Origin of the sequence: Klebsiella sp. GL120222-02, from assembly GCF_003097195.1 — a bacterium.
GTDB lineage: Bacteria > Pseudomonadota > Gammaproteobacteria > Enterobacterales > Enterobacteriaceae > Klebsiella > Klebsiella variicola.
Map to the genome: position 1 here is coordinate 822,628 of NZ_QEQO01000002.1, position 12,921 is coordinate 835,548.

Below are 12,921 nucleotides of genomic sequence, written 5' to 3' on the forward strand. Positions count from 1 at the left end.
AATCTCCATAAAATCCTCACAATTACCGCAACTTTTTATGCAGTTGAGAGAAATCGTGAAGAGAGCCTGCACAGTGTGACCGGAAAGCTGTCAGCGTATGCGCTGAGGTTGTGTGGCTGCAGGGAATGTTTGCCAGCGCAGTGAGATTATAGGGGGCGAGCGCGGCGCGCGATGGCGCGCCGGCGGAGGAGTTAGTGGTGGTCGTCCTGCGGCATATGGCGGTAGATGTAGATCCCGCTCAGCAGGGTAAAGACCAGCGTGAGGGCGGTTAAGCCAAAGACCTTGAAGTTCACCCAGATATTCTGCGGCAGCCAGAAGGCGATATAGATATTGGCCAGCCCGCAAAGGATAAAGAACACCGCCCAGGCCAGGTTAAGCCGCGACCAGACCTGCTGCGGCAGGGCCAGCTCTTTGCCCAGCATGCGCTGGATCAACGGCTTTTTCATCACCCACTGGCTGAACAGCAGCGCGCCAGCGAACAGGGCATAGATCACCGTCACCTTCCATTTAATAAACTCATCATTGTGGAAGAAGAGAGTTAACCCGCCGAAGACGGCCACCAGCACAAAGGTGATCAGCGCCATTTTTTCGACTTTACGATAGCGTACCCAGCTGTAGATCAGCACGATAGCGGTCGCGACGATCAGCGCGGTGGTGGCGGCGTAGATATCGTAAAGCTTATAGAAGGCAAAGAAGACCACCAGCGGTAAAAAATCCAGAAACTGCTTCATACATCGATCCCGTCTTTCAGGACGGACCGGGGAAGACCCCGATCCTGGTTAAGATTAGTTGCGGATAAGCATATACACGCGGAATAAATAGATCAGCAACAGGGCGGATATCAGGTTGCTGATGGTATTGATGACCACCGCGCCGACGTTTGGCGTCAGGACAGCAAAGCTGGAAGCGAACAGTAACAGTAGGGTTTTTGCCACCAGCCAGCCAATGATAGCCGGCGCCACCAGCCGCAGATTGGCCCACGCCAGACGCATGCTGCTGCGCATGGCGCTGAGGATACCCATTTTGTCCTGCACCAGCATGATCGGCGCAAAGGCCAGCACGATGGCCAGCAGCACGCCGGGCACCAGGACCAGCATCATCCCCATCTGCACCAGGAAGGTAGTGAAGAGGATCAACAGCAGCAGCTTCGGCAGCACCGGGGCTGAGGCGCCGATGGCACGCAGGGCGCTAACGCGATGACCGGCGGAGACCAGCTGGATCAGCAGCAGAACGCCGCCAGCGAGGATCGCATTGCCCACCAGACCCGAGAAGGTTGATGCCGCCGAGGCGCGCAGCAGAACCTGCTGCTGCTCCGGCGTCATGTTCTGCACCAGCTCAAACAGCCCGGCGCTACCGGCGAGGTTATCGCCTTCGCTGAGTATCGACAGCTGCTCGTCACTGGGTGAAAAGGCATGGCCAAGTACTACCGTAATAAACGCGCACAACAGCGCAATCAGCAAAATGGTAATGAACTGATTACGAAAAAAATTCCCGGTGTCACGGTAGACGGACTTCGCCGTGATAGACATGCATTCTCCTTGAGTGTCGCAGGTGTTAACTAGCCGGCGATTGTACCGCAAATCGTTCCGTCGTAGCACTCTCTGCACCATTCAGGGCAGGTATATCTTTGTAAAGAGGAATCAATGGCGGTAGGCCATAGCGCGCCCGCGCCCGGTTGCAGGCGTCATTTTCCTCACCATTCTCACCGGACATGGCGAATTCGCGGCACGGTGAGGGACGGTTTTCATAAATAGTGCAGTGGACGGCGTCACCGATGTCGCCTGACAGCGCCGCGCAGCGGCTCTGGCGCTGGTTGGTGCCGCTCATGCAGCGCAGGAAAGGGGTCAGCGGCTCGGTCAGCGCGGAGGGCACCAGGCCACCCGCGTCGTCGGCTTCCGCCCAGTAGAAAGAGACACGAAAATACGCACAACAGGCACCGCACGTCATGCACGGGTTGATTTCACTCATAATTACACCTGAAAAAAACGCATCAACACAGATTGTCGGCAGTTAACTTATCCAGCCGCTTTTGCGGCGGCAAGAGGGGGAGAAATATTTTTTTCACGGAAAGTGAAAATTGATGTGAGAAGGATTCAGGGTGTTTCGATCGGTAGCAAAAATTAATCTGGATCAATAAATGTTAAATCTAAGGTTTTAGTGTGATCTAAAACAGATCAAACGTAACTCGTTATAGGTATATTTGGCCGCGCTGAAAAACCATAATGAGGAAGTGGATATGAAGAAGTTAGCAGCGGCGGCATTAATTCTTAGCACGCTTTCCACCGGCAGCGTCTGGGCGCATGAAGCGGGTGAATTTTTCATTCGTGCCGGGACCGCCACCGTCCGACCGACGGAGGGCTCTGACAATGTGTTAGGCAGCCTTGGCAGTTTCAACGTCAGTAACAACACCCAACTGGGTTTAACCTTTACCTATATGGCCACCGATAACATCGGCGTGGAGCTGCTGGCGGCAACGCCGTTCCGCCATAAGGTCGGCACCGGGCCAACCGGGACTATCGCCACCGTCCATCAGTTGCCACCCACCCTGATGGCGCAGTGGTATTTTGGCGATGCGCAAAGCAAGGTGCGCCCGTACGTGGGGGCGGGTATTAACTACACCACCTTCTTTAATGAAGACTTTAACGATACCGGCAAGGCGGCCGGGCTTTCCGATCTGAGCCTGAAGGACTCCTGGGGCGCGGCAGGGCAGGTCGGCCTCGATTATCTGATTAACCGTGACTGGCTGCTGAATATGTCGGTGTGGTACATGGATATCGATACCGATGTGAAATTCAAAGCCGGCGGCGTGGACCAGAAAGTCAGCACCCGTCTGGATCCGTGGGTGTTTATGTTCTCTGCGGGTTATCGGTTTTAAATCCTGCTGAAAACTGGCCAACGGATGGCCAGTTCATTGTCACGTCACGTCACACCTGTCTGCCGCAAGCCTTCGCCATCGATAGTGGATCACACTTCCGTCCACTGGCGCAGCAGGTTGTGATACATGTTGAGCAGGGAGAGGACCTCTTCTCCGTCGCCAAAGCGGGCCTTCAGAGACTGGATGGTACGGTCCAGGTCGTAAAGCATTGCGCGCTGCTTATCGTCGCGGACCATCGACTGGATCCACAGGAAAGAGGCCTGACGTACGCCGCGGGTGACCGGGGTGACGCAGTGCAGGCTGCTGGCGGGATAGAGCACCAGATGCCCGGCCGGGAGCTTCACCCGGTGCTGGCCATAGGTGTCTTCAATCACCAGTTCACCGCCCTCATAGCTCTCCGGCTCGCAAAGAAACAGCGTCGCTGACAGGTCAGTGCGCATCCAGCCCGCCTCGCCGTTCTGGCGAACGGCGCCATCGACATGAAAACCGTAGGTCTCCCCTGGCCCATAGCGGTTAAACAACGGTGCGGAAATCGTCCGCGGCAGCGCGGCGGAAAAAAACTGCGGGTGGCCGCGCAGCGCGTCGAGCACGGCGGCTTGCAGGCGGGCATACAGCGGCGTACGGGTATCGATCTGCTGGTTCTGTTTGACGGCCGCCCCCTGGCTGCCCACCGTAACCCGTCCGTCGACCCACTCGGCTTGCGCCAGCTGCCGGGTAAATTCCGCCACCTGGTCTGCCGATAGCACGTCAGGAATGTGATACATCATCGCGGTGTTCTCTCTAAAAGGTGGGGCGCAACGGCCCCACGCACAGACTCAGAAGTGGACGTTCGCCGTCAGCATAAAGGTACGGGGTTCGCCCGGATGATAGCGATAGCCGCTCTTGTTGATGGAGGCCACGTAATCGGTATCAAACAGGTTGTACATATTGAGCTGCAGATCGAGGTTGCTGTTGACCCGATAGCCCAGTTTGGCGTCGGCGACCCAGTAGCCCTCGGTGTGATCCGGGGTACCGACCGCGCCATCGCTGCCCCGGCGCAGGCTTCCGACATAGCGCACACCGCCGCCGACGGACAAATCGCTGGTGGCCTGATACTGCGTCCACAGCGTAAAGGCATGTTTCGGAGTGTAGGCCAGCGCGGAAGAACCATCCTGCGCCACATTCTGCCCCTCCGTCACCGTCGCATGCTGCTGCGTGTAGCCGGCGATGATCGTCCAGTCCGGGGTCAGGTTTCCGGTCGCGGAGAGCTCATACCCCTCCACGCGCTTTTTGCCGTACTGCGACCAGGTTCCGTCATCGTTGGCGGCCACTTCGTTTTCAATATCGGTACGGAATAACGCCGCGCTGAGCAGCAGACGGTTGTCGAAGATTTGCCACTTGGTGCCCAGCTCGCTGGATTTCGCCTTCTGCGGCTTAAAGTCGGTTCGGTTGGCGCTGTTGCCGCTGCCGCTGGCGGCCAGGGCGAAACTGCTGCCCCCCGGCGGCTGCTGTGAGATGGCGTAGTTGACGTAGATATTGCCCTGCTCGGTTAAGCGGTACAGCGCCCCGGCTTTCCAGTTAACCAGATTGCCGGATTTGGCGGTATCCACGGTGGTGACCGGGCTGCCCGTCGACTGGCCGGGCGGGCAGGCGATAGCCCCGCGTCCGCTGCCGCCGCAGGCGGTGGCGCTGTCATATTTAGTATGATAATTGTCGAGACGTAGCCCGCCGTTGACCTCAATCCGTTCGGTCAGCGTCAGCGTATCGAAGGCATAAATCCCGAAGGTATCAGTCTGGCCGTTGGCATTCGCTCCGTTTCTGTCCAGCCCGCCAATCGACAGGTTGCTCACCGGATGGTAGAGATTCACCGCCGGCGCGGTCATGGCGTTAACGCCATAGTTGGTCTGGTTTTCCCGGGTAAACTCCACGCCGGCGCTGACGTCATGGCCTATCGAGCCGGTATTGAAGGTCGAGGTGATATTGGTCTGGTTGGTCAGAATGCGGTTGCTGACATCTTTGGTATTAACCAGACGCGACCAGCTCCAGGTGTTGACGTCATTGATATCGGGGGCGGTGATATTGCTCGCGCCGCCCATCACCGCGGTCAAAAGATACTCCTGTTTCACCCGCGACCAACGGGTGGTATTGCGCACGGTGGTATTGTCCGTCAGATCGTGTTCGAAGCGCAGGGTGCCGCTGTCGGTGGTGGATTTATCATAATCGGAGTCGGTGCCATAGAAATTGTTGGTATCCACCTTCCCGGCGGAATTGAGCGCGGCATATTTCGGCGAAGGCGCCGAATAGCCCGGCAGGCCGACGGTGGGGATCCCGCCATCCGGGGTGTTGTTCTGCCGGACATGCAGATAGTTCAGATACAGACGAGTTGGGGTATCGAGTCCGAAGGCCAGCGATGGCGCGATGCCATAGCGTTCGTTTTCAATGTAGTCCCGACCGGCGTCATGAGTTTTTTCCCCCATCAGGTTCAGACGGAACGCGGCGTTGTCGCTAAACGCCTGGTTCAGGTCGAGCGTTCCCCGACGCGACCAGGCGCTGCCGATGCTGGCCGAACCGTCGATCCCGGAGTCAAGGCGCGGCTGCTTGCTGATCATATTGATCGATCCGGAGGGCGCGCTGCGGCCATAGTCCGTGCCGGCGGGTCCTTTGATGACTTCCACCTGCTGGGTATTGAAGGTATCGCGCGTCACACTGCCGATGTCGCGAATGCCGTCCACATAGATGCTGTTAGAGGTATCCACGCCGCGCATGTAGATGGCATCCCCGGTGGTTGAACTGCCATTCTCGCCGGCATAAAACGCCCCGACGCCGGGGACGTTTTTGAGGGCGTCAGTCAGGTTGGTGACGCCCTGATCTTTAATCACCTGTTCCGGGATCACGGTGATGGTGCGGGTGGTATCGACCAGCGGTTTATTGAACTTGGGATCGGCGGAGGCGCCGGGAGAGTAGAGTGAGGGCGGAGTGGCTTCCACCACCAGCGTCTCTTCACTATTTTTGACTGATTTTTCCGCTGCGATGCCCGTTGCCGGTGAGGCCCCCAGACACAGACCCGTAAACAATGCCAATGAGTTGAAACTGCCAAACGGCAGAGAAGCGTTTTTTTCCATGATAAATGCAGGCTTATTTTTTGTTATGAGCACATACCACACCGCGCAAAAGCGACATTTTTCGTCGTCTGGCTTGCGCTGACCCGGTGTGATTCTATAAATGATAAAAAGAATAGTTATCATTCGCCTTAATATTTACATAGAAATGTTGACGTTTAAACATATTTCTTCATCGCGATTTACATAGTTCATAAATTTTGAACGAAAAGGGCGGGGATGAAGCAAAAGAGCGGCTGGAAGAGGCCGGTGACAGGCCGCTCCGCGAGGTGACAGGCGCCAGGGCTAACCCGGCGCTTCGTGGTTTTTGGCATAAAAGATGCCCTCCTTCTGCGCGAGGAGAACGCCGTTCTGGAAATTGGTGTAATGAAAAATAGCGGCCCACCGATCCCTCTGCAGGCACTGTTCCGCGACCGCGTTATTGGGGGGACGACCAGCGAGCGTTCTCCCGCCGCGTGACGGAGAACAATGCCGCGCCGTATGTCGTCTGGAGCAAGCGCCGGGCCACTGCTGGCTGCGGCAACAGGTGCGTGAGGTGTGTCGCCAGTAAAAAAAAGCCCGCACAAGTGCGGGCAAAAATACTGGAAGCAATGTGAGCAATGTCGTACTGAATACCTGAGTTATTTACTCAACTATTCAGTAATGAGAAAGATAATATTTCTCATTTAAGATATCAACCCCATCTTTTGTGCGGAAGCGATTTTTTATCCGAGGGTGAAAACCGTACGCTTCTGACTGTCGTCCCGCGGCCAGGCCGCCGCGATCTCCTGCAGCGGTCGCGGGGTGGTGGCGATGGTGAATTTACCCGGCACCGCCGCCTGCAGCATTTCACCCGTCGCCGCCAGCAGCTGCGGCATCGACAGGCTACCGATACCGCTGCCCATCAGGACTAGCGGTGCGGAACGCAGAACTGCGCCATTTAACGCGATATCGGCGCCAGCCAGGGACCCCACCTGCACATAGCGCACCGGTCTGCCGGCTGGGTTATATTTCGCCAGGGCCGGCAATAACACTTCCGCGCTGTGTCCCCACAGGTAATCGATGACCACGTCAATCTGCGCAGCGCTGGTCGCTGAAAATTGCCCGCTCAAGGTTTTATCATCAGCGGTTAACTGAATACACTCATCGGCGTCCAGCGCCGCCAGCGTCTGCGCATTCCGTCCGGTTGCAATGATTTTTTTCGCCCCCAGATAGCGGGCAATCTGCACCGCCAGCTGACCGGCGCTGCCGGTGGCGCCGTTAATCAGCACCGTTTCACCGGCCTGGAGCTGGGCGCGAGTCACCAGAGACGCCCACGCGGACATGCCGGGATTGGCCATCGCCGCGGCGCTAACATCATCGAGCGCATCCGGCACCGGCAGGCAACTCTGCAGGGCAACCGGCGCCTGCTGCGCCATACTGCCGAAGGGGGCGGTGGGGAAGGCGAAATAGACGCGCTGGCCCTGAGGTGTGGTGCCGACGCCATCGATACCGGGCACAAAGGGCAGATTGCCGTCGAAGCTGTAATGGCGTCCGGATGCGCGGGCCTTAACCACATGGCTCAGCGCGGCGGCGCGGACGTCAATGATCGTCTGGCCGGGCGCGGGCTGCGGGTCGATAAAATCGGCCCAAACCGGGCCTTCTGCGAGGTCAAAAACCACGGCTGCTTTCATAAATTATCTCCTGTCGGGAATTATGTGTAAAATACACATATTGTTTTGCAGCACTATACGCGGAAAATTAATATATGCAAGATGCACATAATGACTACGACATTACCGACTTTCACGGCGCGCTACTGGATATCATCAGCGTGATGAACCAGCCGCTGCGCGACGAGCAGATCCTCCAGGCGGCCGGCGTCCAGCTGGAACAGATGCTGTTTCCGCTGCTGGTGGCGGTAGGACGCCATGGCCCGGTAGGGGTGGTTGAGCTGGCGGATCATTTAGGGCGCGATTACACCACCGTCAGCCGCCAGGTGAAAAAACTGGAAGCCCAGGGACTCGCCTGTAAGCAACCTAACCGTCATGACCGACGGATCAGTGAAGTGACGCTTAGCGCCAGCGGACAACAGATGATCAACAGTATTGCGGTAGCGCGGCGGCGGTTAATGAATCAGGTGCTAGCGCAGTGGCCGGAAGAGGAGGTGCAAGCGCTGTTTCGCCTAACGCGCAAATACGCCGACAGTTTGCAGCAACCGAGCTAAATTCTCGCGTGCTGCCGCCCTGGCGCAACAATCATCTTGTTCGTCACAAATCACGGGTCAACTCGTCGATGTTGTCGGAAAGTATCTCCAGCAGGGATCGTACATAGATATTGTTATTTCCCTGATGCCACATCGCGCTGAGGGGAAGGCCTTCGATATGTTTTTTGGGCGTGAGCGTAAGGTATTTCACGCCGTCCGCATTCATGTCTTTATAGGACGCAGGCACCAGAGCAATGCCGAGTCCTGCGGCAACAAAACTCAGGATAGTCTGCTTCTCTTCAGCATACTGCGCGATAACAGGCATGCTGCCCCCCTCTTTGAAAATATTCATTGTCAGGTCATGGCTGTGACGCCGGGTGCGTCTTTCCGGCAAGATAACAGGCTCGTGCCGAAAGTCATCGATACTGACTTCATCATAACTGACCAGCCGGTGGTTAGTGGGCACGGCGAGCACGCAAGTTTCATTGGCGATAAATCGCGTTGTCAGCATGGCATCAATGTGTTCCGGCGGGCGCACAAAAACCACATCCAGCCACCCTGAAATGAGTCGGGGGATAAGTTTGTGAGATTTATCTTCCGTAAGATGAATATCTGCTTCAGGAAAACGCCTGACGAAAAGATTAAGCAATTCAGGAAGTAATCCTTTGGCTGCGCTGTCGATAGCCCCGATCCGCAACGTTCTTTTCTGCAACAGGCTATTTTTCCGGAATCGCTGCCGTAGCGCATCGAAATCAGCAATGACCGTTTTGGCCTCATTTAAAAAGGCGGCGCCTTCAGGTGTTAGCGACACGTTGCGGGTCGATCGATTCAGTAGCCTGATCCCCAAATCATCTTCCAGTAGCTTAATAAAGCGACTCAGTGACGCAGGCATCATTTCGAGTTTACGGGCAGCCCGGCCAAAGTGAAGCTCATCACCTAACACCACAAAGCAACGTAGCTGATTTATATCCATTTTTTCACCAAAACCTGATTATACAAATTATTTATATAAAGCCGTGCCGATGATAAAGCGGTTCAAAACTTCATACTGGGATTATTACAAAACGATAACAACCCTACATCACTATGGAGCATCCCGTCATGAAAAACGACCTCGAAAAGAAGGTGATGCGTAAGGTTACCCTGCGCATTATTCCTTTCATCATGCTGCTGTACTTCATTGCCTTCCTTGACCGCGTCAACATTGGCTTTGCCGCCCTGACCATGAATCAGGATCTGGGATTTTCACCCACCGTTTTTGGTCTGGGCGCTGGCATTTTCTTCCTGGGTTATTTTCTGTTTGAGGTACCGTCAAACTTAATTCTTCATAAAGTGGGCGCCCGCATCTGGATCGCCCGCGTCATGATTACCTGGGGATTCGTCTCTGGCTGCATGGCTTTTGTGCAGGGCACGACGAGCTTCTACATTCTGCGTTTTCTGCTCGGCGTGGCGGAAGCCGGTTTCTTCCCGGGTATCATTCTCTATCTCAGCTACTGGTTTCCTGCCGCCAGGCGTGCGCAGGTCACTGCCATCTTTATGGCCGCAGCTCCCCTGTCAACAGCACTGGGATCGCCAGTTTCGGCCGCACTGCTGGAGATGCATGGCTTCCTTGGCTACGCCGGCTGGCAGTGGATGTTTGTACTGGAAGCTTTGCCGGCGCTGGTGCTCGGTGTTGTGGTTCTGTTCTTCCTGACGGATCGTCCGGCCAAGGCCAAATGGCTAACTGATCAAGAGCGTGCCTGGCTGGAAAACACCATGCAAGACGAGGAGCTGGCGCGGGCGGCAAAACAGAGCCATTCCAGTGCATGGCGAGGGCTAGCGGATATACGCGTCCTGGCGCTGGCGCTGGTCTATTTCGGTACCTCAGCCGGGCTGTATACGCTTGGCATCTGGTCCCCGCAAATCATTCGCAGTTTCGGTGCTTCCTCGCTGGAGATTGGTTTCCTGAACGCCTTTCCGGCGGTGATCGGCGTCATCGCCATGATCCTCTGGGCGCGTCATTCCGATCGAACCAAAGAGCGCAGCTGGCACGTCATTGGCGCCTGCCTGCTGGCGGCGGCCGGACTGATATACGCCGGTAACGTCAGCACATTGTTTACCGTGATGCTTGCCTTAACGCTGGTCACTGTGGGGATTAGCGCATCAAAACCCCCGCTGTGGAGCATGCCAACCCTGTTCCTCAGCGGCCCGGCTGCGGCCGCTGGCATTGCCGCTATCAACTCCATCGGCAACCTCGGCGGTTTCGTCGGCCCGATGATGATTGGCGTGATCCGCGAGCAAACCGGTAGCTACAGCTGGGGCCTGTACTTTGTCGCCGGATTGCTGGCGCTCTCGGCCCTCGTGGTCGTGATTCTTTCTGCCAGAGCGAACAAATCGCCGACAGCAGAGCTTCCACATCCTCATACTCATTAACTGGAGAAGTAACGATGCGTCACTACAAAATTGCTGCCATCCCTGCGGACGGTATCGGACCGGAAGTCATTTCGGCAGGTATTGAAGTCTTGCACGCGCTGACGCGCCACGATCCGCAACTGAAATTTGATATAGAGACCTTTGACTGGGGGTCAGACTATTACAAAAAACATGGCGTGATGATGCCGGAAGAAGGGCTGAACATGCTGAAAGCATTCGATGCCATTTACTTCGGCGCGGTGGGGGCACCGGATGTCCCTGACCACATCACACTCTGGGGCCTGCGGCTGCCTATTTGCCAGGGCTTTGACCAGTACGCCAATGTGCGACCCACCAAAATTCTGCCGGGCGTCACTTCACCGCTGCGCAACCGCGGGCCGGGCGATCTTGACTGGGTCATCGTGCGTGAAAACTCTGAAGGTGAATATTCTGGTAACGGCGGCCGTACGCACCGTGGTTTACCTGAAGAAGTCGGTACCGAAGTGGCAATCTTTACCCGTGTTGGGGTGACACGCATTATGCGCTATGCCTTCAGACTGGCGCAGTCCCGTCCACGTAAGCTGCTGACCGTGGTGACCAAATCCAACGCCCAGCGCCATGGTATGGTGATGTGGGATGAGATTGCCGCTGAAGTGGCGCAGGAATTCCCGGATGTGCAGTGGGACAAAATGTTGGTCGATGCCATGACGCACCGTATGACGTTGCATCCCCAGACCCTGGATACCATCGTTGCCACCAATCTGCACGCCGATATCCTTTCCGATCTGGCTGGCGCGCTGGCGGGTAGTCTGGGCGTAGCGCCGACCGCGAATATTGATCCTGAACGCCGCTTCCCTTCCATGTTCGAACCGATCCATGGTTCCGCATTCGATATCACCGGCAAAGGGATTGCGAACCCCATTGCCACTTTCTGGACCGCGGTACAGATGCTTGAACATCTGGGCGAACGCCATGCCGCTGCGCTGATTATGGAAAGCATTGAGTATGTGTGTGAAAAAGGCATTCTGACGCCAGATGTCGGTGGCTCGGCCAATACCGCGGAGGTGACACGCGCCGTGGTGCACTACATTGACGCTAAAGCTGACATTGCCGAGACCGCATAACCATGAATAACGAACAGGCTGCAGAGATCCTGCAGGATATCTTTCAACATGCGGTCAACAGTGCCCGCGCCGGGCCGGTGACCCTGGCTAACCTGCCGGAAAAACCTCGCGGCCGTTGTGTGGTGATCGGTGCGGGTAAAGCGTCCGCGGCAATGGCGGCTGCCGTGGATGCGGCCTGGCCGGATGTGGCGGTGTCGGGCGTGGTGGTGACGCGTTACGGTTACGCGGTTCCTGCGGGCCGCATCCGCATTATTGAGGCGGCTCATCCCGTATCAGATGCCATGAGCGAGGTTGCCGCAATGCTGATTGTGGAGACGCTGCGCGGTTTAACTGCCGATGATCTGGTGCTGGCATTGATTTCAGGGGGAGGGTCGGCGTTGATGGCGCTGCCCGCCCCGGGGTTAACGCTGGCAGATAAGCAGACCATCACCCGGGCCCTGCTCCATAGCGGGGCCAGCATCAAAGAGATGAATCTGGTACGTCGTCATCTCTCAGCGGTGAAAGGCGGAAAGCTGGCGACCATGGCGCAACCAGCGCGCATCGTATCACTGATTATCAGCGATGTGCCTGGCGATGATCCGACGGACGTAGCGTCTGGCCCCACCGTTGCCGATAACAGCGCACCACGTGATGCGCTCCGGGTACTGCAGCGGTATGGCATTGCGATCCCGAAGCCCGTTAGCGAACGGCTAAACCAGCCGGCCGGCCCGATGGAAAACGCCGCGACAGGCGAGGTCAGGCTTATCGCCACGCCGGCGATGGCGTTAGCGGCGGCGGGGCTGGCCGCACGACAACATGGGCTCACCCCCCTTATTTTGGGGGATGCGATAGAAGGTGAAAGCAGGGAAGTGGCGGTGGTCATGGCCGGTATGGCGAAATCGGCGAAGCAGTATGGTCACCCGATTTCAGGGCCTGCTGTACTGTTGTCAGGTGGCGAAACCACGGTGACAGTAAACAACACTCAGCCTGGAAAAGGGGGCCGCAATACCGAGTTTTTACTCAGTCTGGCCTGTGCGCTCCAGGGGGAACACGGTATCTGGGCCATGGCGGGAGATAGCGATGGTATTGATGGCACAGAAGATGCCGCAGGTGCGATCGTCTTCCCGGATACGCTTGCGCGCGGCAAGCTGAGCGGTCTTAATGCAGCGCAATATCTGGATGGCCATGATAGTTACTGCTATTTTCACGCGCTTAATGATTTGTTGATCACCGGCCCGACGTTAACCAACGTCAATGATATTCGGGCAATATTGATTGCCTGACTGTATC

12 protein-coding genes are annotated in these 12,921 nt (G+C 56.7%); 5 read left to right on the forward strand and 7 right to left on the reverse strand.

What is annotated here, in order from left to right; translation table 11 throughout:
- Positions 1-191: 191 nt before the first annotated feature.
- Genes N438_RS09325 through N438_RS09335 form a run of 3 tightly spaced genes read right to left on the reverse strand, consistent with a single transcriptional unit; the run spans position 192 to position 1,968 of the window.
- A complete protein-coding gene (locus tag N438_RS09325; protein WP_008807761.1) occupies positions 192-731 on the reverse strand; it encodes a septation protein A in 540 nt (179 codons plus the stop codon).
- Between the two features lie 54 nt (positions 732-785).
- Positions 786-1,529, reverse strand: coding sequence for a YciC family protein (locus tag N438_RS09330; protein ID WP_008807762.1), 744 nt, complete (start codon positions 1,527-1,529; stop codon positions 786-788).
- A gap of 25 nt (positions 1,530-1,554) precedes the next feature.
- Entirely contained in the window at positions 1,555-1,968 is a 414-nt protein-coding gene (locus N438_RS09335; protein WP_032732835.1) for a YkgJ family cysteine cluster protein, read from the reverse strand.
- Positions 1,969-2,236: 268 nt separating this feature from the next.
- Between N438_RS09335 and ompW the strand changes: the two genes are divergently transcribed.
- Complete coding sequence (gene ompW / locus N438_RS09340; protein ID WP_012542066.1) at positions 2,237-2,875, forward strand: outer membrane protein OmpW; 639 nt, start codon at positions 2,237-2,239, stop codon at positions 2,873-2,875.
- Positions 2,876-2,964: 89 nt separating this feature from the next.
- Here ompW and ybiX read toward each other — a convergent pair whose 3' ends face one another.
- From ybiX to N438_RS09355, 3 genes are all read right to left on the reverse strand, one after another.
- Complete coding sequence (gene ybiX, locus N438_RS09345) at positions 2,965-3,642, reverse strand: PKHD-type hydroxylase YbiX (protein WP_008807765.1); 678 nt, start codon at positions 3,640-3,642, stop codon at positions 2,965-2,967.
- 48 nt (positions 3,643-3,690) lie between these two features.
- Positions 3,691-5,976: a catecholate siderophore receptor Fiu gene (locus N438_RS09350; protein ID WP_044612734.1), complete on the reverse strand. Its 2,286-nt coding sequence runs from the start codon at positions 5,974-5,976 to the stop codon at positions 3,691-3,693.
- Positions 5,977-6,677: 701 nt separating this feature from the next.
- Positions 6,678-7,625 (reverse strand): zinc-binding alcohol dehydrogenase family protein, encoded by a 948-nt coding sequence (locus N438_RS09355; protein ID WP_116696249.1) that lies wholly within the window; start codon positions 7,623-7,625, stop codon positions 6,678-6,680.
- A 74-nt stretch (positions 7,626-7,699) separates the two neighbouring features.
- Here N438_RS09355 and N438_RS09360 point away from each other — a divergent pair, with 74 nt between their 5' ends.
- A complete protein-coding gene (locus tag N438_RS09360; RefSeq protein WP_049157997.1) occupies positions 7,700-8,158 on the forward strand; it encodes a MarR family winged helix-turn-helix transcriptional regulator in 459 nt (152 codons plus the stop codon).
- Between the two features lie 43 nt (positions 8,159-8,201).
- Here the strand turns inward: N438_RS09360 and N438_RS09365 are convergent, their stop codons facing one another.
- The gene (locus N438_RS09365) at positions 8,202-9,110 is read right to left on the reverse strand and encodes a LysR family transcriptional regulator (protein ID WP_049157996.1); all 909 of its coding nucleotides are present in this window, start codon (positions 9,108-9,110) and stop codon (positions 8,202-8,204) included.
- Positions 9,111-9,238: 128 nt separating this feature from the next.
- On the opposite strand from N438_RS09365, the gene N438_RS09370 reads away from it, so the two are divergent.
- From N438_RS09370 to N438_RS09380, 3 genes are read left to right on the forward strand one after another with little or no spacing between them, the layout of a single operon-like run.
- Positions 9,239-10,549: an MFS transporter gene (locus tag N438_RS09370; protein ID WP_012542061.1), complete on the forward strand. Its 1,311-nt coding sequence runs from the start codon at positions 9,239-9,241 to the stop codon at positions 10,547-10,549.
- Between the two features lie 14 nt (positions 10,550-10,563).
- Complete coding sequence (locus N438_RS09375; RefSeq protein WP_002901724.1) at positions 10,564-11,652, forward strand: tartrate dehydrogenase; 1,089 nt, start codon at positions 10,564-10,566, stop codon at positions 11,650-11,652.
- 2 nt (positions 11,653-11,654) lie between these two features.
- Entirely contained in the window at positions 11,655-12,914 is a 1,260-nt protein-coding gene (locus N438_RS09380; protein WP_044612731.1) for a glycerate kinase, read from the forward strand.
- Positions 12,915-12,921 lie beyond the last annotated feature (7 nt).